The sequence below is a fragment of the Streptomyces sp. NPDC087215 genome (assembly GCF_044744885.1).
In the GTDB taxonomy this organism is placed as follows: domain Bacteria; phylum Actinomycetota; class Actinomycetes; order Streptomycetales; family Streptomycetaceae; genus Streptomyces.
The window spans coordinates 317,019-340,964 of the sequence record NZ_JBIUZD010000006.1; the positions used below are offsets into that span (position 1 = coordinate 317,019).

The following is a 23,946-nucleotide window of genomic DNA, read 5'->3' on the forward strand; positions in this document are numbered from 1 at the left end:
GGGCCGGGCGTGGTGGGGAGGTACGCGAAGGGGGCGGTCAGGACTGGGCGGTGAGCTCGGTCCCTTCGGGCTCGGTCGGCTCGGCCGCCCGATCGGCCTCGGCGACCGGGCGGCCGAGGGCGAGCACCCCGATCCCGACGCCCGCGATCACGACGATCACCATGGCGGTGTTCAGCGAGGTGGCGTCGGAGAGCCAGCCGTAGGCGGTCGGCGTCCCGATGAAGGCGGCGTACGCGGGGACCATCATGGCTGCCGCGACGATGTTGACCCGGCTCGGCGCCACCCGGGCCGCGGCACTGAGGCAGGTGGGCTGTACACCGGCGATGGCGATGCCCATCAGGAGGAAGGCGAAGACGGACAGCCACAGATGGGTGCCGGCCATCAGCAGCGCCCCGGAGATCGCGGTCCCGACCGCGGAGATCAGGAAGGACTTGCGGATGCCGAGTGCGGCGACCAGACCGGCGTTGATCATCCGTCCGATCATCATCGTGAGGCTGAACAGGGCGAACGCCGCGCCGCCGTAGACGATGGGGGCGTTGAGGAGCTGGTCGACGTAGATCACCGACCAGACCTGCACGATGCTCTCGACCGCGATGCCGAGCACGGTCATCACGAAGACCACGCGGAACAGCGGGTTGCGCATCAGCTTGATGATGCCGATGTCGTCCTCGGCCGCCGCTCCGCCCGGCGCCTCCTCGGGCTCCTCCGGGCTCACCGGCGGGTACCTGATCGCGAACGAGGCGATGAGCACGGGCGCCATGACGACGGCGAACAGCACGGCGACCCAGCGGTAGTCCATGCCCAGGCTGATCAGCGCGCCCGCGCCGAGGGCGCTGATGACCGTGCCGCCGCTGTTGATCGCGTACATCATGTTCATCACTTCGCGGCCGCTGCGGGCCTGGATCTCCATGAACACGCTGTTGGTGGCGGTGTCGACCAGCGCGGACCCGAGACCGGCGAGGACGAAGGCCACGAGGAGGGCCACGAAGTGCCGGCTCACGGCCAGCATCACGAGGAGCCCGATGAGGGAGAGCTGGCCGTAGATGCCGATGTGGCGGTGGTCGAGGTGGCGGTAGAGCCGCTTGGCCGAGAGCAGGGTCAGCAGGCCGACGACCGGCAGGAGCAGATGAGCGGTGCCGAAGAACCCGTCACTCAGGTCCAGGGAGCGGATGACTTCCGCCCAGGCGACCGTCATGACTCCGATGGCGATGCCGAACATGAAGAACTGGGCACCGGACAGCCAGGTGACGGCCCGTAAGTTCCATGAGGGCTCGGCGGCCGCCGGCTCGTTCCCGCTCTGTCGTTCAGTCGTCACGCTGTCTCCCGGTGTGCCGGATGCCATTGCCTGTGCGGAGTCCGCCGGTACCGGGCGTGCTCCTCGGTGTTCAACAGCTCGTACACCGTGCTGAATTCGGCGCGCAGAATTCGCGAGATGTCGACCGTCCGCACGAGCTTCTCGTAGAGGTCCATCAGCTCGGGGTCGGCGTCGACCCTCGGCATGACCTCGTCGTAGTGCGTACGGTCGTGGAAGTAGGTGAGTTCGGCGTAGAGCACCTCGTCCGGTGCCACGTCGACCCCGGAGGCGATGTCCGAGCAGCCGTACTTGGCCGCCGGGTCGCTGACCTCCATCACGGTTCCGCCGATGGCTCCGTTCCGCCGGAAGACCTCGATGGCGTCGTGGACGACGGTGAGGAATTCCTCTTCGCGCGATTTGGGCACTCGATGCAGGAACCAGATGAGATACACGAGAATCCACCATTCCAGCGAGATTGAGCCCCGGAAAGGGGCCTGCGAATCGAGCTGACCGTGGGGAGGCTATAGGATTGCATAGTAACTTGGCAAGATCCGCGCAGATACCCCGCCCCTTGTCACGGCGGCACGACCGCGACGACCCGGCACATCGGGTCGAAGCGGCGCCATCGCGCGGCCCTGACCCTCGGTACGACCCGGGCCGCCGTCCCGGCTCCACGACTCGACGCCGGGAGCACCGGCCATCGGGACCCACGGCGCTCCGGATGTTCCCTGAACCGCCATGCGGAGCAGCCGAGATGACGTGAAACCGACCTTGCCGGATAGGACGGCGACGACGTCCGCGGATGCGGGCTCCGACGACACCTCGCCCCACACGTCCGGCCCCGCCACCACGCCCGCAGCGACCTCAGCGATCTCCTGGCACCCGCCTGCCGCCCGCCGGGCCCGCTAGGCCCCGCGCCGCCACCGCTCGTGCCAGCCTCTCGATCTCCGCATAGCAGTGCGAATGTTACTATCGAGAAAGAGAGTGAAGGAGGCCGAAATGAAGCGTGAGTACGGACAGTTCTGCGGCCTCGCGGTCGGTCTGGACGTCATCGGCGAACGGTGGACGCTCCTCATCGTGCGCGAGCTGCTGATCGGCCCCGCGCGCTTCAAGAGCCTGCTGGAGAACCTTCCCGGGATCGGCCCCAACCTGCTCACGGACCGGCTGCGGATGCTGGGCGAGCACGGCCTGGTGGAGCAGACGTCCGTGGCCGACGACGGACGCGCCCGGCTCTACCGTCTCACCGAGGCCGGGCAGGAGCTCCGGGAGTCCGTCCTCGCGCTCGCCCGCTGGGGGTTGAAGTTCCTCGACGAGTCGGACACCGCCGGGGCCACCCGCGCCGAGTGGGGCTTCCTCGCCGTGCAGGCGCTGGTCATCGACGAGGCCGTCCCCGAGGTGGACGAGACCTACGAGTTCGAGGTCGGTGACCAGATCTTCCAGATCCTGGTGCGCGACGGCAAGGTGTCCTTCGAGCGGGGCTCGGTGGCCGAACCCGCGCTGACCATCTCCTGCGACGCGGGCACGTTCGTCCGGGTGGGCGCACGGATCCTGTCCCCGTTCCAGGCCATCGCCACCGGTGACGTCCGGGTCAAGGGCGATCCGGGGGCCGTGCTCCGCTGCTCCCTGATGCTCGGCCTGAGCTGAGGCGGCGACCACCACGTTCGGCTCGATCCGAGGCGGCGACGCCCGGCCTGGACCAGGGGGCGACGACGAACGGTGCACCCCCACGGGTCGTGGGGGTGCACCGCCGTATCAGGGGGTCAGATCACTCGGCGGCCAGTTCGGCGCCGTTCCCGACCACGTCGATCTTGCCGTCGGGGCGACCGTGGCACTTGATCGAGTTGAGCGTGTAACGGCCCGCGCCGCTGTAGTCGCCGGACTTGCCGCGGAACGTTCCGTACAGCTTCGCGTTGGTCATCGGGCCCGCGATCGGGTCCGTCGGGTTCGACAGCTGCACGTCGCCGGCGCCGACGATGCCACGGTCGAAGGTGCGGTCCAGGTTGACGGCGGCCCAGCCGTAGTACCGGCCGCGCACGCTCTGGACGAACGGCATGTCGGCCTCGCGCAGGCGCTGCGCGCGCGGACCGTCGCCGTGGATGGCCACCTCGCCCTTGTGCGCGAGTGAGGTGAGCGCGATACGGCCGAGCGACACGGGCACCTCGACCATCTCGCCCTTGCCGACGAAGCCGCTCGGGTAGAACGGACGCAGCGTCTCGGAGAGGTAGTTGTGCTCCAGGTTGCGCCCGTCGTACTCGACGCTCAGCCCGCGGAACGGGAAGATCTCGTAGTGGTTCGAGCCGTCCGCGTTGAGGCCCTTCAGCTCCTTCTCGACGGTGAGGTCGGTCCGGATCGTCGAGACGTTGGTGCTCGCCAGCACACGGCCGAGGATCGAGTCGAACCACAGCGGCGAGAGCACCGCGCGCACCGCGCCGACGCCCGGCGTCACGATGACGACCCGGCCGCCGATGATGAGCGGCACCGTCTGGTCGAAGTACCCGGTCTCCTCGACCTCCGCCTCGTCGTAGAGGCGCCGCGGCTTCGCGCCCGTGATGTCACCCGTGAGCACGCGGGCCCAGTCGGCGACCTCGCGGTCCTCGTCCGTCGCGTACTTCTCGAACACGTTCAGGGCCCTGGGGCCGGCCGACCGCAGGGCCAGCCACAGCGCGCCCGAGCGGACCGTTCGGTCCGTCTCGGTGCCGATCACCTGGTCGATGAACGCCAGGCTCTCCTCCGGGCTGCGGTCCGCGAGCTCCCACAGCGCGCGCTCGCGCTCCAGGGGGCTCTCGTGACCCTCGGAGACCTCGCGCAGCTCGCTGTCGCTCCGGGTGTCGTACGGCAGGAACTTCTCGGTGATCGGCCGGGCGAAGTCCAGGTACTCCGCCGGGTCGTTGTACCGGCTCGGGGGCGGCGGCGTGAGCGCCACCAGGCCTTCCTGCAGCCTGGATTCGATCGATTGCGTCATGTTTCCTCCGCAGTTAGGTTGTGCACCCCATGCGAGGTAGTTATATAAAAACTAAGCAAGATGGACCCTGTCAAGCAGGGTGCCGCCGTGAAACCCTGACTGGAGACAGAGAACTAGATCGTCTACTTAAGGAACGTGTGGTCATATGGAACGAGCCCATCCCGCTGATCTGCCCGTGACCACCACGGCCGCCCTGCTGCGTCTCGGCCGGATCCTGTCGACCGTCACCACGGGCACCGCCCGCCACCTGGCCCGGCGCAACTGGCAGCGTCTGAGGGGCCGTCGGGCCACCGCCGAGGAGTGGCCCGAGGAGCTCTCCCGGATCATCGAGCGGCTGGGCCCGGCGTTCATCAAGTTCGCGCAGATCGCGAGCACCCGCGAGGACGTCCTGCCGCCACGCGCCTGCGCCGCGCTCGGACGCCTCCACGACAGCGTCGAACCCATGCGGCCGCGGGACGTCCACCAGGCCCTGGTGGAGCATTTCGGCCCCGACTGGGCGGAGTCGCTGCCGGACCTGCGCACCGAACCCCTCGGCTCGGGAAGCATCGCCTGCGTGTACCCGGCCCGTCTGCGGGACGGCCGTCAGGTGGCCGTCAAGCTCCGTCGCCCCCGGCTCACCGACACGGTCCGCCGTGACGTCGCCATCCTGTGCACGGTCTTCGCGCTCGCGGGCCGCCTGCCGGGCCTGCGCGGAGCCCCCCTGGCCGAGATGGCGCGGGCCGTCGGCGCGAGCGTGCTCCGTCAGCTCGACCTGGACATCGAAGCGCGGAACCTCGCGCTTCTGCACGAGGACCTCTCCACCCTCGAATTCATCACCGTGCCCGCCCCCGTACCGGCACTGTGCGGAGAGTCCTGTGTCGTCATGGACTTCGTCCCCGAGGTACGCACCCACGTCGAGGTCACCCGGCTGAGCCCCGAGCGCCGCCGGGCACTCGCCGACCAGACGCTCCGAGCCGTCTTCGAGATGCTCTTCTGCACCGGCCTGGTCCACTGCGACCTGCACCCGGGGAACCTGCGCCTCACCCCCACCGGCTCCGTCGTCGTGCTCGACGCCGGATTCGTCTACCGCGTCCCCGACGTCGTGCGGGAGAACCTGGCCCTGTTCTTCCTCAACCTCGGCTTCCGCAACGGCCCCCGCTGCGCCGAGGCGGTCCTGGCCAGCGCGGAACAGGTCGACCGGCACAGCGACACCGCCGCCTTCACCGCGGACATGACCCGTCTCGTCGACCGCTTCGGCGGCACCACCGCCCGGGACTTCGACCTGATCGCGTTCTCCACCGAACTGTTCGCCAGCCAGCGGCGCCACCGCATCTACGCCTCGTCGGAGTTCGTGTTCCCGCTCCTCGCCCTGCTCATGGTGGAACAGACGGTGCGCCGCCTCGACCCCGACGTGGACTTCCAGGCCATCGCCCGCCCCATCGTCTTCCGTGCGGCGTCGGGCCGCCCCGCCGGTGAGCGCCGCCGTCGGCTGGAGACGGCGGTCTGAGCGGAGACCGGAGCGGACACGGCCCGCTCCGGCGGTCGTCGCCACCCGGCGTCCCGGGCGGCGACGACCGTCGTCACGGGAGCGCCGGGCCGGTGGGCGCCGCCCTCTCCACGGGCTGCGCCGGCGGGGCGAACGGGCCCCAGGTGAAAGCGGGCAGCCAGGTCGCCGGTGAGACGCTCCAGGACAGCTCGCCGAGCTGCCGGACCGTACGCCGCCCGGTCAGCGCGCGGAAGATCTCCGGGCTCTCTCCGCTCAGCGTGACGGCCGGTTCGCCCTGCCCGGCCGACCACACCCGATCGGGCGTCTCCACGCGCAACGCCGAAAGTCCGTGCTCGTCCAGCGACAGGGTGAAGCCCATGACGGCGAGATCCAGCGCGTCGGCGAGGGCGGGGTGGCGATCGGGCAGGGGGATGCCGAGGGCGGCACGGATGTCCAGCTCGTGCGAGAGCGCGTCCAGCGGGAGGACACGGCGGCGCAGCCAGTCCATGCCCGGCAGCACCCGTGGCAGCTGATCATCCAACTCGGCCCAGGTGGCGAGGAGTTCGTCGAGGGGTATGCCGGGCGGCGGGGCCGGTGGCTCGCTGATCTCACCCGGGTCCTCGTCGACGGCCATCCGGCAGACCTCGACGAGGTGTCCGACCAGATCGCGCACGCTCCAGCCGGGACACGCCGGGACGAGGAGCTCCGCGACCTGGGGGTCCGGGGTGACGAGCCGGGTGATGTTCTCCCGGCAGGCGCGGTAGGTGAGGTGGTGGACGGCTTCCGGTAACAGTCCATCGGTCTTGTCGGTCATCCGGCTGACTCCTCCAGGGGCGACGTTCGCTGATCGGCCGTCCCGGCCCGAGGCCGTCGTGGACGGACATGTGCCGGGGGTGGTTCGGGCGCCTGCTCGTTCGACAGCTCCCGGCGCCCGGTGCGGCTCCGCGCCGCACGCGGCACCGACCACGGTGGCTCCGGTCCTCGCCGGAAGGACGAACGGCGGCGGGCGCGGCGGGGGCCGTACGGCCCAGCATGTCAGGGGGCGGGTGCGGTCGGACACCCCGGGGGGAGCGGCCCGTCGAAGATCCCGGACTCAGCCCTCCTCGGCCTCGTCCGCCGTTCGCAGCCAGACCTCCCCGGCCGGATCGAACTCGCTGGTGGTCATCCTGTGCGCGCGCCAGCCGAAGCCGCAGATCGCCAACGGCCCTTCGGCCAGCGGGTCCAGGCCGAATCCGTTCTCGATGTCGATCTCGTTGATCGCCGAGGTCACGAAGGCGCCGAGACCGAGTTCGGTCGCGCTCAGACAGAGGGTCTGGGACAGGTGCCCGCTGTCGAGCACCAGGGCGCGGTAGGCCTTGGCATGGTGGCGGTACTTCCAGAAGCTGCGCGCGTATCGCGGTGCCAGGACCGCCAGCACGGGTGCGTCGGAGAACCAGTGCTGACCGGCCAGGGCGCGGCGCGCGAACCGCTCCAGCGGTTCGTCCGGGGCGGGCAGGGGCTCCAGAGCGTGATCGACCGCGTGGTAGTGGTACAGCCCTGGCGCGAGACCCTCGACGTTCTGCACGATCAGATACGCCTCGGTCGGATGCAGACCGCCCCCGGAGGGCGTGTGCTTCTTCAGGAACACGGTGTCGTCGTCGATGCGCACCTGCGACCGCGCGGCAAACACGCGCTGCAGCATGTGCGCGCACAACGCCAGCGGCAACGCCCGCTCGCCGTCGAAGTTCCGGCAGGTCGCGCGCCGCGCCAGCATCGCGTCGAACTCGTTGCCGTCGATGCGGGGCAGTGGCACCCGGTCCGCCGCGTCCCCGCGACCGAGCGCGTGCGTGGGCGGCGGGCCGAGCTTGCGCCGCAGATCGGCGGCGGTGGTCATCTCGTTGGCTTCCATGCTGCTGACGCTGTCCAGGCCCTCCCACCGTGCGAGCCGGTGCATCATCGCCGCGGGCGGCCACCAGTGACCGGCGCGCAGTGCGTCGTCGCGTTCGCGGTGGGCGGTGTGGCGTTCGTCGTCGGAGATCACCAGGCCGCTGTCGATCAACTCGGGGACCAGGGCCGATTCCTCGGCGTCCAGTGCGTCGGTCTCGTGCCACGCGCCGGGGCTCAGCCTGCCGAGCAGCTCGCGGTGCGGCGCGTCGACCTCGACCTCCGCGTCGAGATGCGCGGCCAGGGCCAGCCAGCGCCGGGTGCGGCTCAGTCCGGCGCCTCCGGTCAGCAGGGAGTCCAGGTCGAAGCGCACGTCTTCGCGGGGCTCCAGGAACAGCACGGCACAACGGCGAATGCGCATCGGGATCCGTTCGGCTGATGGCGGATCCGGAGTGCGGGATCCGGTGTCGACGGCGCCACGGCAAGGCTCCCGTGCCACACGATGGTCGGCTATGGTTTTTATCATGCCGACTCAGGTAGTGGGGAACGAGAAGCTGCACCTTCCGGCCGATGTCGTCGATCGTCTGCTCGATCTGCTGAGCACCGACGACCGCTTCCGCCGTCTGTTCGCGCGGAACCGCCACGCGGCCCTGGTCGAGGCCGGTTGCGCCCTGTCCGAAGAACGACTGCGCGCGGCTTCGCCGTTCAGTTGTCTGGCCGTGGACCGGCTGGCCAGCAAGGAAGTCATCGCCGGTGCTCGCGAGGAACTGCGCGCGCACCTCCTGGCCGACGCGGCGTACAGCAACCCGCACGCCCTGGAGTCCGGGGCGACGCACGCGGTACTGCGCCTCAACTGACCTTCCGTGACGACCCGTCAGGGGGAAACACCATGCCACCGACCGTGTCCGACACCAAGCTGCGGATCCCGCCCGAGGTCGCCGACCGGCTGCTCCAGCTGCTCGCGACCGACGACGCGTTCCGCGAACTGTTCAAGGGCGATCGCCACGCGGCGCTGGTCCGGGCCGGTCTTGACGCCGACCCGGCGCGGCTCAGGGAGACCTCGGGGCTGCCTTGTCTGGTCGTGGACGAGCTGGCGAGCAAGAGCGACATCGCCGCCGCGCGCGAGGCGCTCAAGGCGCACCTGATGTCGGATGCCAGCCACACCAACCCGCACGCCTTCGAAGCCGGGGCGATGCACGCGGTCCTGCGCACCGGCTGAGCGCGATCCGCGCCTCGGCCGGGAAGCCGTGTCCAGAGCGGTCCCGAGCCGTCCAGCGCCGTCCCGGACCGTGCGGGTCGCACGGGGTCTTCGGCCCCTGCCCGGCTGAAGGACGGTGAAGGGCGGGGCGGGCACCCGGTCGAGCCGGCCGGGTGCCCGCGGCGTCCTCTCGGGGCTCACACCCTCGCCGGAGCCAGCTCCTGTTCGGGCTCCGGCGACGGGGCGGCGTAGCGCTCGATACGGACGAGGGCCACGCACCCGGCGGTGAACAGCACCAGCAGGACGACGCTGGCCACGACCATGAACGGGGTGAACGGGACCAGCAGTACGGTGCTGATCAGTTCGGCCGCGATCAGGACGAAGAGAACGGCCCTGATGGTGAGCGGCGACAGCCGCGTGCAGATCCACGCCCCGAGCGGAGCGCCCACCGCCACCACCGGAGCCGCCGCCGTCCAGTACCCGACGACCGGTCCGGTGAAGTCGCGGAGCACCAGGACATGGGTGAGGAAGGCGGCGATGGACACGACCGTCATCATGATCACGGTGGTCGGGGTGGCGACCTTCTCGGAGACCCGGAAGAGCAGCACCAGCAGGAGGAACATCACGCAGTTCTCGCCCACGCCCGCCACACCGCTGAGCAGCCCGCCCGAGAAGCCCGCTCCCAGGACCACGCCCTTCTCGCGGGGCCTCCAGGCCGGGATCCTCGCATTGCGCCGGTAGCCGCGCTGCTTCAGCTGCACCGCCAGGGCGAGGGCCAGCGCCACGAGCAGCATGGTGAACAGCGCCCGTACGACCGGGAGCGGCACGTTCGGGGCGATCAGCGTGGCGCTCAGCACGACTCCCACCACCCCGGAGACCGAGCCGTACAGGATGACCTTCTTCTCGACGGGAATCCGGCACAGCAGGATCGACAGCGACGCGGCCGACATGCCGATCGACTGGATGGCGAAGGTGAAGATCCTGGCCTGGTCCGGCGGAACGACCAGGACCTTGGTCATCACCGGGAAGGCGACCGCGCCCCCGCCCTCACTGGTCCCGCCGCCCACCAGGGAGCCGAAGACCATCGTCACCGCCACGCGCCAGTTCTCCGCGAGGACGTCGAAGTATTCCGCACCCCACACCAGGGCCCAGACCAGCCAGACCACCCCGGCCAGAGCCGCGTTGACCATCAGTACCCGACGCACCCTCACACGGCCAGTCACAACGATCTCCCCCTCGGTCGACCCTCGTCCATCAGGCGTGGCCGCATCGTAGAGCGCGGAGAACCCGTGACGACCCTGGAGTCCCACGAGTCAGCACCCTGGAAGAACGCCCCCGGCGGGATCCGGCCGGTGCCGGTCGTCCCGCGTCCGTGCCGACCGCGAAGCCCCGCCCCACCGCCTCAGCGGCGGACCCTCGGCATTCCGAGGCCGATCCAGGAGATGATCTCGCGCTGGATCTCGTTGTTGCCGCCGCCGAAGGTGAAGATGACCGCCGAGCGGTAGCCGCGTTCCAGTTCGCCGTGGAGGACCGTGCCCGCCGAGCCCTCCTTGAGGGCGCCCGCCGCCGCCACGACCTCCATCAGGGCCGCGTACGCGTCGCGGCGGGCCTCGGAGCCGTAGACCTTGACCGCCGAGGCGTCCTGGGGGGTGAGCGTGCCGCGCTGGACGGCGCTCACCATCTGCCAGTTGAGGAGTTTCATCGCGTCGAGGCGGGCGTGGGTGCGGGCCAGGGTGCGGCGGACCCACGGAAGGTCGATGACCCGCCGTCCGTCGGTGAGGAGGGTCCCGGCGGCCCAGCGCTGGACGTCGTGGAGCGCGCGGATCGCCATCGTGCCGTGCGCGGCGAGGGTGACGCGCTCGTGGTTGAGCTGGTTGGTGATGAGGCGCCAGCCCTTGTTCTCCTCGCCGACGCGGTGCGAGGCGGGGACCTTCACGTCGTCGTAGTAGCTCGCGGTGGTGTCGTGGGAGGCGAGGGTGTTGATGATGGTGCAGGAGTAGCCGGGGTCGCCGGTCGGCACGAGCAGCATCGTGATGCCCTTGTGCGGCGGGGCGTCCGGGTCGGTGCGGACGGCGAGCCAGACCCAGTCGGCGGTGTCGCCGTTCGTGGTCCAGATCTTCTGGCCGTTCACGGTGTACGTCCCGGTCGTCGTGTCGCCCTCCCGGACCGCGCGGGTCTTCAGGGCGGCCAGGTCGGTCCCCGCGTCCGGTTCGCTGTACCCGATCGCGAAGTCGAGCTCGCCCGAGAGGATGCGCGGCAGGAAGTACGCCTTCTGCTCGTCGGTGCCGAACGTCATGATGGTGGGGCCGACCGTGTTCAGCGCCATCAGCGGCAGCGGTACGCCCGCCTGGGCCGCCTCGTCGAAGAAGATGAACTGCTCCATCGGGGTCAGCCCGCGCCCGCCGTACTCGGTCGGCCAGCCCACCCCGAGCCAGCCGTCCGTGCCGAGCCGTCGCACGGTCTCGCGGTAGAAGCGCTTCTGCGCGGCCGGGTCCCCGTACCGGGTGTGGACGTCCTCCGGGACCAGCTCGGCGAAGTAGGCCCGCAGTTCGGCGCGCAGGCTGTTCTGGGCGGGCGTGTATTCGAGGTGCATGGGGGCCTCCCGGGGCGCGGTCCTGCGGCGTCCTCCGTGCGGTGCGACGCGCGACGGCGGCCACGGTAGAACGTGTTCCACAAATGCGGAAGCCTCGGGGCGGCCCCGGACGGCCCGGGACCCCGGCACGGTCGTGCCGCACCGGGGCCTCCGGGGGAGGGTGACACCCGGGGCCGGGCGGCGCCGAGCCGCTACCGCCCGGTGGTCAGGACCACCGGGCGGTAGCCGCCGGATGACGCCGGGCCCTCCGGGTGACTGGTTCTCCGGGGAGTGCCTGGTTCTCCGGGTGACGCGGATCCGCCCGCCGCCTCAGGGCAGCAGCTCGTCCATGGAGGCGCGTCCCTTCTCCGCCATCCGTCGTTCCGCCCAGGCCAGGTTCTTCGGGTTCACGTCCCGCCCGGAGGCGAGGACCAGGTCCTCCGCCGTGAATTCGCCCTCCGACCCGGCGTGCAGCAGCCGGTCGGGCGTCGGGTGCTCCCCCGGGGACGTCTTGTCGGGCTCAGCGTTCATGCCGCCTCCTACGAGTTCTTCCGGCACTCGCCATTCTGGTGTCCGGCCCCGCACGGCGCATCCGGGACCGGCCCGGCACCGGCCCCGTGCGGCCGTCCGTCCGCCGTCGGGCGGAGACCGCGCCCGCCACCCGGTCCGCCACCGCCACCGCCGGGCCGTCCCGGTGTCGGCGGCGTGTCGGTGCCGTGTCGACAGGGGTGGGGACAGTGGGGCGCGTGGCCGATGCGCGCCCGGTCCACCCGACCCGTACTTCCTGAGGAGCATCCGTGCCCGAACCACTCCCCCTCCGCCGGCTCCACGTGACCGCCGCCCGGTCCCTCACCCCCCGTACGCGCCGGATCACCCTCGGCGGCCCCGATCTCGACGGGTTCGCGCTCGCCGGGCCCGACCAGCAGGTGAAGCTGTTCTTCCCACGGCCCGGCCAGTCCGGTCCGGTACTGCCCGACGCCGGGCCGGACGGGGACGTCATGCGCTGGTACGCGGCCTACGCGGCGCTCCACGAGCACCGGCGCCCCTGGATGCGGAGCTACACCCTCCGGGCCCACGACCCGGCCGCCGGGACGGTCGACGTCGACTTCTTCCTGCACGGGAACGCGGCCGAGGAGAGGACGGGGGCCGAAGAGAGGGCAGGGACCGCAGAGGGGGCGGGGGCCGAGGAGAGGGCGGGGGCCGAGGGGCCCGCCACCCGCTGGGCGCGGGCCGCGCGGCCCGGGGACGTGCTGGGCATGTTCGGGCCCTCCCCGGCCTTCGCGGTGCCCGTCGACACCGCCGCGGGCGACTGGACCCTCCTGTACGCCGACGCCTGCGCCCTGCCCGCGCTCGCCACGGTCGTGGCCGCCCTCCCGCCCGGTCGCCGGGCCGTCGCCTACCTCCACCTCCCCGACCCGGCCGAGGAACAGGCCCTGCCGACGGCCGCCGACCTGACCGTGCGCCCGCTGCCCGCCGCCGCGTCGCCGGTGGACGCCCTGCGGGCCGACCCGTGGCCGGACGGCCGCCCGTACGCCTGGCTCGCGAGCGAGGCCTCGGCCGTACGGGCGATGCGTCGGCACCTGGTGGAGGAGCGGGGCGTCGAGCGAGGCTCGGTCCACTTCTCCGGATACTGGCGCCGCAGGCTCACCCAGGACGACGCGCCCACCCCCGAGGACCTGGCGGAGGCCCGGGAACGACTTTCGGCCGGATGAGCCGGATGAGCCGAACCGGACGGGCCCAGGAGGGGGGGACGGACCGTCCGGCCCGGAGCGCAGCGGGCCGACCGGGCCCGTCAGGGACCAGGGGTTCCGCCCCCACCGGGGCTCCGGCCGAGGCGGGCGCTCCCACAGAAACGATCGCCCGGACCGACACGACCGCTCGGACCGAGGCGACGGATCAGGCCGGGGCGACCGCTCCGGTCAAGGCGAGCGCTCCTCCGACCGGGACCCGCCTCCCGCGCCCCGGACGAGCCGCGCCGCGGCCCTGAGCGTGAGTGCCGCGCCCGCCTCCCGGCCGCGCCCGTACGCCTCCGGGGTCAGTGCGCCCCTGAGGTGTTCCTCGGCGCGGGCCCTGATCAGTGCCTCGGTGTCGGGCGTGAAGGGCCGGAAGCCGCCGTCCCGCCCGGAGTCGGCGTGGGCGTCGTACGCGCCGAGGAGCCGCGCCCCGGTCTCGGCGTCACCGGGGCCGCCTCGCCCGGCCAGGGCCCACGCGGCTGTCGCGCACGGGGCCACGACCAGACGGGGGGCCACCTGGTGGGCGAGGGTCTCCACGTCCCGGACCGCGCGGGCGAGCCGCTCCAGCGCACGGTCGTACGCCCCGTCCGTACAGTCCAGCCAGGCCCACGTCCCGCCGACGAGGCCCCAGAAGAGCGCCGGGGTCACCTCACCGAACTCCCTTTCCAGGTAAGTGAGTTGAGTCCTGGCGAGAGCGGTTCGCCCGGTGCTTCCGTAGTGCTGGGCGAGGAGCAGCCGGGCGGAGCCCGCCGCTTCGGCGCCCCACTCCCCCGCCGCTTCGGCGGCCTCGGCGAGGAGGCGTTCGGCCGCCGGGTCGCCGTCCGGGCGGAGCCGGAGGCGTACGGCGGCGAGCCTGGCGGTGAAGACGGGGACCTGGGACCGCGCGCCGACGCGGGCGGCGGCGTCCGCGGCGCGCGCGAAGTCGGCGGCGGCCTCGGCCGTCCGTCCGTCGCGCTCGTGGGCCTCGCCCCGGGCGGCGAGGGACTCCGCGACGCCCCAGGAGTCGCCCGCCGCCTCGAAGAGGGCGAGCGCCTCGGCCGCGTCGGGACCGTGGCCGCCGAGTCTGGCGCGGGTGAGGAGGGCGAAGGCCAGGTCCCAGCCGGGGGCGTGGTCGCGGCAGTCCCGGACGACGGCCGCGAGGGTCTCGTCGAGACCGGCGAACTCGCCGGTCATGAGCCGGGCCGAGTACCACATGGTGCCCGGCTGGCGGCAGGTCTGCGGAAGTCCCGGGCGGTACGCGGTGACGAGCGCGGCCAGCCGGTCGCGGGCCCCGGGGCGTTCGAGGGCGGTGGTGGCCCCGTCGCTCTGGGTCGCGAGGGCGTACAGGTGTCCGCCGCGCCGGGCTTCCCGCAGGCGCTCCCCCGACCAGGGCGGTGGCACGTCCACGCAGCGCCCGTGCAGCGGTCCGGCCGGTCGTACGGGCTCCGCGAAGGGGTCGGGGCCGAGCCGGGCCGCCTCCGCCGCCCATGTCCTGGCGTCCGTGCGGTGGTTGCGCAGTTGCCAGAACCAGCTGAGCGAGTGGACCAGGCAGAGCGCCTCCTGCTCGTCGCCGAGGGCGACGGCGGTCCGCAGGGCGCCCCGCAGATTGCCGTGCTCGCGCTCCAGCAGCTCGATGGCGGCGAGCTGTTCCGGTCCGCGCAGCGCGGGTTCGGCGCGTCGGGCCAGTTCCCGGTAGTGGGTCAGGTGCCCGCGCTCCACCGCCGCGCGCTCGCCGGACCCGGCCAGCCGCTCGCGCGCGTACTCGGCGATCGTCTCCAGGAGGGAGTACCGCGTTCCGCCGCCGTCACGGGCCGGTCCCGCGACCACCAGCGACTTGTCGACCAGCGCGGCGAGGACGTCCAGCACACCGGACGCCCCGGGCCCGTCGCCCTCCGGGATTCCGGCAGCGGGACCCTCCAGCGCCGATACGCCCGAGAGCTCGGGGACCCGGGGCGTGTCCGTCGCGTCGAGTGCCTTCCGTACGCCGGACGCCACCGGTACGCCGGGAAGCTCGGGCGACTCGTGACCCGCCGGTGGGCCGGACGTCTCCGGTACGCCGTGCGCCGCCCGGCCATCGGACGCCTCCGGCGCCTCGGACGACGCCCCGGGCACCTCGAACCCGGTCGGCACTCCGCCCGTTCCCCGTGCGCCGGGGGCTGCCGATACGCCGCCGACGGTGTCCGGAGCGAGGCTCACGCCCGTCCCGGATCCCGTTTCCGCCGCCGGGACCGTACCGACGCCCCCGCACACCGCTTCCGCCGCCGTCAGGTCCGCGCCGCCCGTGAACACCGCGAGGCGTCGCAGCACCGCGCGCTCGGGCGCGTCCAGGAGGTCCCACGACCAGTCCACCACCGCCCGCAGGGTCCGCTGCCTCGGCAGTGCCGTACGCGCCCCCGAGGTCAGCAGGCGGAACCGGTCGTCCAGACGTTCGGCGATCTGCCCCAACGACAGCACCCGCAGCCGCGCCGCGGCCAGTTCGAGGGCGAGCGGCAGCCCGTCGAGCCGTCGGCACACCTCCTCGGCGGCCACCCGGTCCTCCTCCACCGAGAAGCCCGGCCGGGCCGCCGTGCCCCGCTCGCCCAGGAGCCGCAGCGCCGCGTCCGGCGGCAGCGGCCCCAGCGGCCGTACCACCTCGCCCGGCACCCCCAACGGCTCCCGGCTCGTGGCGAGGACGGTCACCCCGGGGCAGTGCGCCAGCAAGGTGTGGACGAGGGGGGCGACGGCGCCCACCACGTGCTCGCAGTTGTCGAGGACGAGCAGCATCCGCCGCCCCGCACACCTCTCCACCAGTTCGGCGTACGGTCCCTTCCGCGCGGTCCCGGGAACGGGCGGGCCGTGCCGGAGCAGGGTCTCGTGCCCGCCGAGCGCGGTGAGGACGGCGGCGGCGACACCGGACTCCTCCCGTACGGAGGCGAGTTCGGCGAGGTGCGCCGGGCCCGCGTACGTCCCCGCCGCCTCCAGGGCGAGCCGGGTCTTGCCCACCCCTCCGGGACCGGTGAGGGTGACGAGCCGGGTGCCGTCCCACGCGGCGGCGAGCTCCGCGCGTTCCTCGTCGCGTCCGATGAACGAGGTGAGCGGGGCGGGCAGGCTCTGCCGGGGCGGGGCGCCGGGGGCAGGCGGCGGGGAGGCGTCGGGCCCGGGGGCCCCGGCGGCCAGGAGTTCGGTGTACAGGGCGCGCAGTTCGGGCCCCGGGTCGGTGCCGAGGCGCTCCGCGAGGTCGGCGCGGACCCGTTCGTACGCCGCCAGGGCTTGCGCCGGTCGGCCCGCGGCCCGCAGCGCTCTCATCCGCAGGGCCTGGAGGGGTTCGTCGAGCGGCTGTCCGGCGGCGAGGGCGGCCAGGGGCGCGAGGGCCCCGGCGGACCGGCCGAGGGCCACTTCGGCGGCGAGCCGGTCGCGCCGGGCCTGCCGGTGCCGTTGCTCGACCCGTACGACCAGGGGGTCGGTGTCCCGGCCCGGGAGGTCGGCGAGGGCGGGCCCGCGCCACAGCCCCAGGGCCTCGTCCAGCAGGACGGCGGCCCGCTCCGGGCACCCGGCGGCGAGGGCCCCGGCCCCCTCGGAGGCCAGCCGTTCGAAGCGGTACAGGTCGATGTCGTCCGGTTCGGCCGCGAGCCGGTAGCCGCCGGGCCCGGAGAGGACGGCGTCCCGGCCGAGAGCCCGGCGCAACCGTCCGACGAGGGCCTGGAGCGCCGCCGTGCGGTCCTGCCCGGAGGAGGCGCCCGGGTCGTCGTCGGCCCATATCTGGGCGCCGAGCGCGCGGACACCGACCGCCCGGCCGCCCGTCGCGGCCAGCGCGGCCAGCAGCGCCCGGAGCCTGGCCCCCTTCAGGGGCGCCTCCGTCCCGTCGTCGGCACGGAGGACCTGACTGGGGCCGAGGACGCGGTAGGGCGGCTGCACCGGGCCATTCTGCCTCGCGGAGGGCGCGCGGCGGGCGGGGAGGGCGAGCGGGGGGGGGCGGCTGGGCTGACTTCCCTCCGGACGGTGTCCGTGGTCCGCGCGCCCTCCGGGCCGACCGGGCCCGCCCCCGGCGCCGGGGGAAGGGGGCGCCGCCCACGGGCCGCACCTGGCCGCATCGAGCCGCATCGAGCCGCATCGAGCCGCATCGAGCCGCATCGAGCCGCACGATAAGGGGAGGCGGCTCCCCTGTCCGGCGTGGCAACATGCGCCGATGGCCCTGCGACACCCCGACCACGACTTCGCGATCACCGTGACGTACTCCGTGCCCGATGACGCCTGGTACCTGGAACTGGACCTCGTCTCCGGGCGACGGACCCTCATGACCGCGATCGTCCCCGACGAAGATCCGGCCCGGGAGCCGACGGTGTGCTTCAACCAGCACGCGGAGCACACGGACGTCCCCTACGAGGTCATACGCTGGTTCATGCGTCAGGTCGACGAGGAGATCCGTACCTCCCGTGCCTGGATGGGGCTGAGACCCGATCTGGTCACGATCGTCCACCGGCTCCGCCAGGAGCACCTGGGCGTCATCGCCGACGAGGACTTTCGCCGGGTGCTGGCGGAGGTGCGCGCCACGGTCGCCGAGGCGGACCTGCCCGCCGTCCTGGAGGCCGCGTTCGGCCGGAAGCCCGACGGCACCACCGCGGACCGCCCGCAGGCGCCGGGCCCGTAGACGGACGAGGGGGCGGGGCCCGAACGGGTCCGGGGCGGACCACGACCGCCGGCGCCCGCGCGGCGAACTCGCGCCACGCCGGGCCGTCGCCATGGCGTCGGCGGGGCCCGGGTTCGACAATGGGGGGGATGACCGAGGAAGACCGGCGCACGCGCAGGGGCGTGATCGAGCCCGCCGAATGGCTCGCCATGAACAGGACCGGCAGCTTCGACTGGGACCTCGACCGGCGCACCATCGACGTCGACGAGTCCGGGCTGCTGGTCTTCGGGGTGGACCCGTGCGCCTTCGACGGGCGCCCGGTGTCGCTCCTGGCCCGGCTGACCCCCGCCGAACGCATCCGTCTCGAAGAGATCATCCGGGTGGCCGTGACCGGCGGGGAGGTCTCGTACACCGCGCACTTCCCCATCCCGCAGAGCGACGGCTCACCCCATTGGACGCACGTCCAGGCACGCATCCTGCGCTCGCCGGACGGGCGGGCCCGCCGGATCGTGGGTGTCGTGCGGGACACGACCGCGGAGGTCACCCGGTTCGCCTTCGTGCGGGAGCTGGAGAAGCAGCGCGAGCTCCAGACCAGCATCGTCGAGCGGACGACGAACGCGCTGTCGCGGGCGGTGACGGTGGACGACGTGACGGCCGCCCTCACCGGCCCCGGCGGGCTGGCCCGGCTCGGCGCGGACGGTCTCGCGCTGGGGCTCGTCGAGAACGGCGCGCTCGACATCATCGCGCTCAGCGGTGGTTCCCTCGACGTCCTCGACGACCTGCGCCTCCGCCGCCTCGACCGGGGGATGCCGCTGGCGGAGGCGGTGCTGAGCGGACGGCCCCGGTTCGTGTCGTCGTTCCCCTCGCTCGGGCTGGACTTCCCGGAGCTGGCCCCGTACCTGGAACGGCTGGAGTTCCGGTCCGCCTGCTACCTGCCGTTGGTCGCGCAGGCCCGGTCCCTCGGCGGAATGGCCCTCTTCTACCGGGGCCGTACGTCCTTCAACCCCGACGAGCGCAATCTCGCGCTCGGTCTCGCGGCGATCGTCGCCCAGTCCCTCCAGCGGGCCATCCTCTTCGACGAGGAGCGGGAGCTGGCGACGGGCCTCCAGGAGACCATGCTGCCGCGCCGCATCCCGGAGATCTCCGGGGGCGAGATCGCGGTGCGCTACCACGCGGCGTGGAGCGGGCGGCAGGTCGGCGGCGACTGGTACGACGTGATCACGCTGCCGCGCGGCCGGATCGGGATCGTGGTCGGCGACGTCCAGGGCCACGACACGCACGCCGCCGCCATCATGGGGCAGCTGCGGATCGCCCTGCGCGCGTACGCGGGCGAGGGCCACGCCCCGTCCACGGTCCTGGCGCGCGCCTCGCGGTTCCTCGCCGACCTCGACACCAACCGCTTCGCCACCTGTACGTACGCGCAGGTGGACCTGGCCGGGGGCACCCTGCGCGCGGTACGGGCCGGGCACCTCGGGCCGCTGATCCGGCACACCGACGGCCGGGTCGGGCAGCCCAAGCTGCGGGGCGGGCTTCCGCTGGGTCTCGCCACCGTGTTCGGCGACGAGGAGTTCCCCGAGACCAGGCTGGACCTGGTGCCCGGGGAGACGCTGGTCCTGTGCACGGACGGGCTCGTCGAACAGCCCGGTGCGGACATCGACACCGGTATCGCCGCCCTGTCGGAGGCGGTGAGCAGCGGTCCTCCGCAGGCGGAGGCGCTCGCCGACCATCTGTCCGAGCAGTTGTGGGAGCGCTGGGGTTCGGGCGACGACGTGGCCCTCCTCGTGCTGCGGCGGAGCCCGGACCCGGGCACGCACCGGGCGCCCCGCATCCACCAGTACATCCACCAGGCCGATCCGCAGGGCCTGTCCGACGCGCGCGCGGCCGTGGGGCAGGCCCTGCGGGACTGGGGAATGCCGGAACTCTCCGACGACGCCGAGCTGTTGACCGGTGAACTGCTCGTCAACGTGCTGCTCCACACCGAGGGCGGCGCGGTACTGACCCTGGAGGTGCTGCCCGAGCCGGTGCGGCGGGTACGGCTCTCGGTGCAGGACCGGTCGAGCGTGTGGCCCCGTCGGCGTACCCCCGGCGAGGCGGCGACCTCGGGACGGGGCCTGCTGCTGCTCGACGCCGTGGCCTCGCGGTGGGGGGTGGAACCGCGCGGCGAGGGCAAGGCGGTGTGGTGCGAGATCGGACCGATCGCGCTGCCGGTACCGGTGCCGGGCAGTGTGCGCGTGGAAGGCGTGGAAGGCAGTGGCTGAAGGGCGTCCCCCTGGGGGACGGCGGTCCGAGGAGCGTCTCCGGCGGCGGTCCGAGGAGCGGGCTCACCGGCGGTGGCCGGGATACGTCTCCACCGGCGGCGGCCGGGGAGCGGGCCCGGGACGGTGGCCGCGAGGCGTCCTCGCGGGCGGTTGCTGAGGAGGTTGGACGGTGGATCCGGTGGCAGCGCTGCGGCGCATCGCGTTCCTGCTGGAGCGCGCCCAGGCCCCGACGTACCGGGCGCGGGCCTTCCGGACCGCCGCGGCCGTGCTCGACGCGCTGCCTCCGGGCGAGGCGGAGCGGCGGGCGGCGGCGGGGACCCTGGAGGCGGTCAAGGGGCTCGGGCCGAAGACGGCGGCGGTGGTGAGCGAGGCCCTCGGCGGTCACGTGCCGGAGTATCTGGCGCGCCTCGAGGCCGAGCTGGAGGAGTCCTTGGGGACCGGCGCAGGTCCCACGGGCGGGGGCGAGACACTGCGGGCGGCACTGCGCGGCGACTGCCATCTGCACTCGGACTGGTCGGACGGCGGGGCGTCGATCGAGGACATGGGCCGTGCGGCGGCGGGTCTGGGGCACGAGTGGGCCGTGCTCACGGACCATTCGCCCCGGCTGACGGTGGCGCGCGGTCTGTCGCCGGAGCGGCTGCGGGAGCAACTGGACGTGGTGGCACGGCTGAACGAGGAGTGGGCGCCGTTCCGGCTGCTGACCGGGATCGAGGTGGACATCCTGGAGGACGGTTCGCTCGACCAGGAACCCGAGCTGCTGGACCGGCTCGATCTGGTGGTGGGTTCGGTCCATTCGAAGCTGCGGATGGCGGCGGGGCCGATGACCCGCCGTCTGGAGCGGGCGGTGCGCGATCCGCGCCTCGACGTCCTCGGGCACTGCACGGGGCGTCTTGTGGCGGGGGGAAAGCTGCGGCCCGAGTCGGAGTTCGACGCCGGGCGGGTGTTCGCCGCGTGCGCCGAGTCGGGGACGGCCGTGGAGGTCAACAGTCGTCCGGAGCGGCTCGATCCGCCGCGTCGGCTGCTGCGGCTCGCGGTGGCGGCGGGCGCGTACGTCGCCGTGGACACGGACGCGCACGCGCCGGGCCAGTTGGAATGGCAGATCCTGGGCTGTGCGAGGGCCGAGGAGTGCGGGGTACCGGAGGCCCGGGTGGTCAACACCTGGACGGTGGAGCGGTTGTTGGAGTGGACGCGGGGGTGAGGGCGGGTCCTCCCCCGGCGGGCGGGCGCGCTGTGCGGGAGGACCTTTCCGCCGCCGGACGCGGGCCTGCCCGGTCGCCGGGCACACCGCGGGGGAGGGTGGGGCCCCGCAGCCGCCGGGCGGGCGGGGAGCGGGCCCGCAGCCGGGAAGTGCGCCGCGGGGAAGCTCCGTCGGGCACGTCGGCGGAGACGCGAGCACTCCGGCGGACGCACCGCGAGACGGCTCTCGCCGATCCGCGCGCCATCGGGACGGGGCCTTCCGGCAGGCATCGCCAGGGGGCGGGTCCCGCAGACGCGCACGCCACCGGAAGGGGCGCCTTCCGGCAGGGGCGCCGTCCGAGGACGCCCCCGTTCCGCAGGCCTCCGGGCCCGCCCGACGGGCGCGCCGCCGGAGACGCGAGGCCCGTCAGGCGCGCTGCCAGACCGTGGTCACGTTGCAGAACTCCCGGATGCCGTGGCCGGAGAGCTCGCGGCCGTATCCCGAGCGTTTGATCCCGCCGAAGGGGAGCGCGGGGTGCGAGGCGGTCATGCCGTTGACGAAGACCCCTCCGGCCTCCAGGTCGCGGACGAAGAGCGCGACGTCCTCGGGGGATCGGGTCCAGACGCTGGAACTCAGCCCGAACGGGGAGTCGTTGGCGAGGGTCACGGCCTCCTCGGCGTCGCTCACCGGGTAGACCGTGGCGACCGGTCCGAAGGCCTCCTCCCGGTGGACGCGCATCTCGGGGGTGATCCCGGTGAGCACGGTGGGCCGGTAGTACCAGCCGTTGCGCAGTTCCGGCTCCTCGGGCCGGTGCCCGCCGCACAGGACGGTGGCGCCCCGCCGTACCGCGTCGTCGACGAGCGCTTCCAGCTCGCTTCGGCCCTGCTCGGTGGCGAGGGGCCCGACGTCGGTGGACTCGTCGAAGGGGTCGCCGACCGCGAGGGCGTTCATGGCGGCGGTGAAGCGCTCGGAGAAGTCGTCGTACACGTCCTGGTGGACGATGAACCGCTTGGCGGCGATGCAGGACTGGCCGTTGTTCTGCACGCGCGCGGTGACGGCGGTCTTCACGGCGGCGACGACGTCGGCGGAGGGCATGACGACGAACGGGTCGCTGCCGCCGAGTTCCAGGACGGTCTTCTTCACCTCGTCGCCCGCGACGGCCGCGACCGCGCGTCCGGCGGCCTCGCTGCCGGTGAGCGTGGCGGCGACGACCCGGGGGTCCCGCAGCACGGCCTCGACCTCGCGGGAGCCGATCAGCAGGGCCTGGAAGCAGCCCTCGGGATATCCGGCGCGGCGGAACAGGTCCCCGAGGTAGAGCGCGGTCCTCGGCACGTTGGAGGCGTGTTTGAGGAGGCCGGTGTTGCCCGCCATCAGCGCGGGCGCGGCGAAGCGGACGACCTGCCAGAGCGGGAAGTTCCACGGCATGACGGCGAGGACCGGGCCGAGGGGCCGGTAGTGGACGCGGGCCACGTCCGCGCCGGAGTCCTGGACGTCGCTCTCGGCGGGGTGCTCGTCGGCGAGGAGTTCCTCGGCGTGCCGCGCGTACCAGCGCATCGCCTTGGCGCACTTGGCGGCCTCGGCGCGGGCGGCGGCGATCGGTTTGCCCATCTCCAGGGTCATCGTGCGGGCGATGTCCTCGTTGTCCTCGTCGAGGAGGGCGGCGGCGGCGCGGAGCAGCCGGGCGCGGTCGGCGAAGGAGGTGGTGCGGTACTGGCGGTACGCGTCGTGGGCGGCGGCGATCCGGCGCTCGACCTCCTCGGGCCCGTGGGCCTCGTAGGTGCGCAGCGTCTCGCCGGTCGCGGGGTTCACGGTGGCGATGCCCATGGCCTGCTTCCTCCTGCTCCTGCCGTGGTCCCCCGTCCGTAACCTTCCGCGAAGCGGGGGGCCTCGCAACAGGGGCGGGGCGGTGGGGTGACCGGAAGGCATCGGCCCCGCCGGAGGGCGTTCCCGGACCTGGGGGACCCGGGAGGCGCCATGGGGCTCAGGCGGGGTCCGGTCGGTCGTCCGTCAGCCAGGTCAGCGCGCCGCTCAAGTGGGCCCGGAAGAGGGGCGATCGGTAGGTTTCCGGGGCGTGGCCCAGGGCCGTGAGGAAGACCCGGCCTCGGTCGACGGACCGGCACCAGACCAGCGGGTGGTCGGCGCCGTGCGTGCCGCCCCGGTAGGTGGATTCGTCGACGCGGGCGAGGACCCGCACGGGCCCTTCGGGCAGGGAGGTGAAGTCGTACCACTCGTCCGTCCACTCCCAGCGCTCCGGCAGCGGAGCCGTCGCCGGATGGGTCCGGTCGTCGACGAGGACCGTACCGGGCTGGATCTCCGGATGTCCGGCGAAGCGGGTGCCGAGCAGTTCCCCGTAGAAGGGCCAGTCGGGCTCGGCGTTGGCCGCCGCGTGCACGGCGAGGAGGGCGCCGCCGCCCCTCAGGTACGCCTCGAACGCGACCCGCCCCGCCGGTTCGAGGACGTTGCCCGTCGTGGACAGCAGGACGACGGCGGCGCGCCCCGCGAGACCACCGGGGGTGAAGGCCTCCGGGTCCTCGGTGACCTCGGCCGCGAGGCCCAGCTCCGCCGCCAGCTCGGTGAGCGCGGCGGCCGCGTCGGGGATCGAGGCGTGACGGTAGCCCGTGGTGCGGGTGTAGATCAGTACGTCGGGGGCGGTCGGCACTCGGCGGTCTCCGGTTCATGGGCCACGACAGCGGGGAAAGCGCTTTCTGGATCGGCGGTGCGACCGTAGCGGGGGTGCCACGGGGCCGCAAGCCCGCGTTCGCCCGCAGCGGCTTCCTTCCACCGCTTCGGTGGCCCTCGGCCGCCACAAGGAAGTTCCCCGAGGGCCACGGCCTGCCCA

At 73.2% G+C, this 23,946-nt stretch carries 19 protein-coding genes; 8 read left to right on the forward strand and 11 right to left on the reverse strand.

The window, feature by feature from the left end; all coding sequences use genetic code 11:
- Nucleotides 1-37: 37 nt before the first annotated feature.
- Entirely contained in the window at nucleotides 38-1,315 is a 1,278-nt protein-coding gene (locus ACIO92_RS18910; RefSeq protein ID WP_366444535.1) for an MFS transporter, read from the reverse strand.
- Nucleotides 1,312-1,746 carry a DUF1428 family protein gene (locus ACIO92_RS18915; RefSeq protein WP_366444534.1) on the reverse strand — a complete coding sequence of 145 codons (435 nt, stop codon included), beginning with the start codon at nucleotides 1,744-1,746 and terminating at the stop codon, nucleotides 1,312-1,314. The genes ACIO92_RS18910 and ACIO92_RS18915 overlap by 4 nt, the downstream gene beginning before the upstream one ends.
- A 547-nt stretch (nucleotides 1,747-2,293) precedes the next feature.
- Here ACIO92_RS18915 and ACIO92_RS18920 point away from each other — a divergent pair.
- Entirely contained in the window at nucleotides 2,294-2,938 is a 645-nt protein-coding gene (locus tag ACIO92_RS18920) for a winged helix-turn-helix transcriptional regulator (protein ID WP_366444533.1), read from the forward strand.
- Between the two features lie 121 nt (nucleotides 2,939-3,059).
- Here ACIO92_RS18920 and ACIO92_RS18925 read toward each other — a convergent pair whose 3' ends face one another.
- Nucleotides 3,060-4,256 (reverse strand): HEAT repeat domain-containing protein, encoded by a 1,197-nt coding sequence (locus ACIO92_RS18925; RefSeq protein ID WP_401237142.1) that lies wholly within the window; start codon nucleotides 4,254-4,256, stop codon nucleotides 3,060-3,062.
- Nucleotides 4,257-4,401: 145 nt separating this feature from the next.
- On the opposite strand from ACIO92_RS18925, the gene ACIO92_RS18930 reads away from it, so the two are divergent.
- A complete protein-coding gene (locus ACIO92_RS18930) occupies nucleotides 4,402-5,742 on the forward strand; it encodes an AarF/UbiB family protein (RefSeq protein WP_366444531.1) in 1,341 nt (446 codons plus the stop codon).
- A 73-nt stretch (nucleotides 5,743-5,815) separates the two neighbouring features.
- Here the strand turns inward: ACIO92_RS18930 and ACIO92_RS18935 are convergent, their stop codons facing one another.
- Together ACIO92_RS18935 and ACIO92_RS18940 are read right to left on the reverse strand one after the other, a co-directional pair.
- A complete protein-coding gene (locus ACIO92_RS18935; RefSeq protein WP_366444530.1) occupies nucleotides 5,816-6,535 on the reverse strand; it encodes a maleylpyruvate isomerase family mycothiol-dependent enzyme in 720 nt (239 codons plus the stop codon).
- A gap of 279 nt (nucleotides 6,536-6,814) precedes the next feature.
- Nucleotides 6,815-8,005 (reverse strand): putative peptide maturation dehydrogenase, encoded by a 1,191-nt coding sequence (locus tag ACIO92_RS18940; RefSeq protein WP_402281988.1) that lies wholly within the window; start codon nucleotides 8,003-8,005, stop codon nucleotides 6,815-6,817.
- Nucleotides 8,006-8,108: 103 nt separating this feature from the next.
- Between ACIO92_RS18940 and ACIO92_RS18945 the strand changes: the two genes are divergently transcribed.
- Nucleotides 8,109-8,441 (forward strand): NHLP-related RiPP peptide, encoded by a 333-nt coding sequence (locus ACIO92_RS18945; protein WP_366444528.1) that lies wholly within the window; start codon nucleotides 8,109-8,111, stop codon nucleotides 8,439-8,441.
- Between the two features lie 32 nt (nucleotides 8,442-8,473).
- Entirely contained in the window at nucleotides 8,474-8,803 is a 330-nt protein-coding gene (locus tag ACIO92_RS18950) for an NHLP-related RiPP peptide (protein ID WP_401237139.1), read from the forward strand.
- 176 nt (nucleotides 8,804-8,979) lie between these two features.
- Here ACIO92_RS18950 and ACIO92_RS18955 read toward each other — a convergent pair whose 3' ends face one another.
- The 3 genes from ACIO92_RS18955 to ACIO92_RS18965 form a co-directional block, all read right to left on the reverse strand.
- Complete coding sequence (locus tag ACIO92_RS18955) at nucleotides 8,980-9,972, reverse strand: TSUP family transporter (RefSeq protein WP_366444527.1); 993 nt, start codon at nucleotides 9,970-9,972, stop codon at nucleotides 8,980-8,982.
- Between the two features lie 212 nt (nucleotides 9,973-10,184).
- Complete coding sequence (locus ACIO92_RS18960) at nucleotides 10,185-11,375, reverse strand: acyl-CoA dehydrogenase family protein (RefSeq protein WP_402281985.1); 1,191 nt, start codon at nucleotides 11,373-11,375, stop codon at nucleotides 10,185-10,187.
- Between the two features lie 309 nt (nucleotides 11,376-11,684).
- The gene (locus ACIO92_RS18965) at nucleotides 11,685-11,885 is read right to left on the reverse strand and encodes a hypothetical protein (RefSeq protein ID WP_366444525.1); all 201 of its coding nucleotides are present in this window, start codon (nucleotides 11,883-11,885) and stop codon (nucleotides 11,685-11,687) included.
- Between the two features lie 266 nt (nucleotides 11,886-12,151).
- Between ACIO92_RS18965 and ACIO92_RS18970 the strand changes: the two genes are divergently transcribed.
- Complete coding sequence (locus tag ACIO92_RS18970; protein ID WP_402281982.1) at nucleotides 12,152-13,066, forward strand: siderophore-interacting protein; 915 nt, start codon at nucleotides 12,152-12,154, stop codon at nucleotides 13,064-13,066.
- Nucleotides 13,067-13,273: 207 nt separating this feature from the next.
- On the opposite strand, the gene ACIO92_RS18975 is transcribed toward ACIO92_RS18970, so the two are convergent.
- A complete protein-coding gene (locus ACIO92_RS18975) occupies nucleotides 13,274-16,960 on the reverse strand; it encodes an ATP-binding protein (protein WP_402281980.1) in 3,687 nt (1,228 codons plus the stop codon).
- Between the two features lie 271 nt (nucleotides 16,961-17,231).
- Here ACIO92_RS18975 and ACIO92_RS18980 point away from each other — a divergent pair, with 271 nt between their 5' ends.
- The 3 genes from ACIO92_RS18980 to ACIO92_RS18990 all read left to right on the forward strand — a co-directional run bounded on the left by ACIO92_RS18980 (nucleotide 17,232) and on the right by ACIO92_RS18990 (nucleotide 21,128).
- A complete protein-coding gene (locus tag ACIO92_RS18980; RefSeq protein WP_366444522.1) occupies nucleotides 17,232-17,693 on the forward strand; it encodes a hypothetical protein in 462 nt (153 codons plus the stop codon).
- 128 nt (nucleotides 17,694-17,821) lie between these two features.
- Nucleotides 17,822-19,930 carry a SpoIIE family protein phosphatase gene (locus ACIO92_RS18985; RefSeq protein WP_402281978.1) on the forward strand — a complete coding sequence of 703 codons (2,109 nt, stop codon included), beginning with the start codon at nucleotides 17,822-17,824 and terminating at the stop codon, nucleotides 19,928-19,930.
- A 169-nt stretch (nucleotides 19,931-20,099) separates the two neighbouring features.
- Entirely contained in the window at nucleotides 20,100-21,128 is a 1,029-nt protein-coding gene (locus tag ACIO92_RS18990; protein ID WP_402281976.1) for a PHP domain-containing protein, read from the forward strand.
- Between the two features lie 405 nt (nucleotides 21,129-21,533).
- Here ACIO92_RS18990 and ACIO92_RS18995 read toward each other — a convergent pair whose 3' ends face one another.
- Nucleotides 21,534-22,931 carry an NADP-dependent succinic semialdehyde dehydrogenase gene (locus ACIO92_RS18995; RefSeq protein WP_366444519.1) on the reverse strand — a complete coding sequence of 466 codons (1,398 nt, stop codon included), beginning with the start codon at nucleotides 22,929-22,931 and terminating at the stop codon, nucleotides 21,534-21,536.
- A 157-nt stretch (nucleotides 22,932-23,088) separates the two neighbouring features.
- Nucleotides 23,089-23,766 carry a ThuA domain-containing protein gene (locus tag ACIO92_RS19000; protein ID WP_401237135.1) on the reverse strand — a complete coding sequence of 226 codons (678 nt, stop codon included), beginning with the start codon at nucleotides 23,764-23,766 and terminating at the stop codon, nucleotides 23,089-23,091.
- Nucleotides 23,767-23,946: the final 180 nt, after the last annotated feature.

What these genes read in the sequence shown, in the direction of transcription:
- ACIO92_RS18995 (WP_366444519.1), bottom strand. Translation starts at nt 22,931, where the DNA reads ATGGGCATCGCCACCGTGAACCCCGCGACCGGCGAGACGCTGCGCACC.
- ACIO92_RS18920 (WP_366444533.1), top strand. Translation starts at nt 2,294, where the DNA reads ATGAAGCGTGAGTACGGACAGTTCTGCGGCCTCGCGGTCGGTCTGGAC.
- ACIO92_RS18980 (WP_366444522.1), top strand. Translation starts at nt 17,232, where the DNA reads ATGGCCCTGCGACACCCCGACCACGACTTCGCGATCACCGTGACGTAC.
- ACIO92_RS18965 (WP_366444525.1), bottom strand. Translation starts at nt 11,885, where the DNA reads ATGAACGCTGAGCCCGACAAGACGTCCCCGGGGGAGCACCCGACGCCC.
- ACIO92_RS18955 (WP_366444527.1), bottom strand. Translation starts at nt 9,972, where the DNA reads ATGGTCAACGCGGCTCTGGCCGGGGTGGTCTGGCTGGTCTGGGCCCTG.
- ACIO92_RS18940 (WP_402281988.1), bottom strand. Translation starts at nt 8,005, where the DNA reads ATGCGCATTCGCCGTTGTGCCGTGCTGTTCCTGGAGCCCCGCGAAGAC.
- ACIO92_RS18925 (WP_401237142.1), bottom strand. Translation starts at nt 4,256, where the DNA reads ATGACGCAATCGATCGAATCCAGGCTGCAGGAAGGCCTGGTGGCGCTC.
- ACIO92_RS18930 (WP_366444531.1), top strand. Translation starts at nt 4,402, where the DNA reads ATGGAACGAGCCCATCCCGCTGATCTGCCCGTGACCACCACGGCCGCC.
- ACIO92_RS18950 (WP_401237139.1), top strand. Translation starts at nt 8,474, where the DNA reads ATGCCACCGACCGTGTCCGACACCAAGCTGCGGATCCCGCCCGAGGTC.
- ACIO92_RS18935 (WP_366444530.1), bottom strand. Translation starts at nt 6,535, where the DNA reads ATGACCGACAAGACCGATGGACTGTTACCGGAAGCCGTCCACCACCTC.
- ACIO92_RS18960 (WP_402281985.1), bottom strand. Translation starts at nt 11,375, where the DNA reads ATGCACCTCGAATACACGCCCGCCCAGAACAGCCTGCGCGCCGAACTG.
- ACIO92_RS18945 (WP_366444528.1), top strand. Translation starts at nt 8,109, where the DNA reads ATGCCGACTCAGGTAGTGGGGAACGAGAAGCTGCACCTTCCGGCCGAT.
- ACIO92_RS18985 (WP_402281978.1), top strand. Translation starts at nt 17,822, where the DNA reads ATGACCGAGGAAGACCGGCGCACGCGCAGGGGCGTGATCGAGCCCGCC.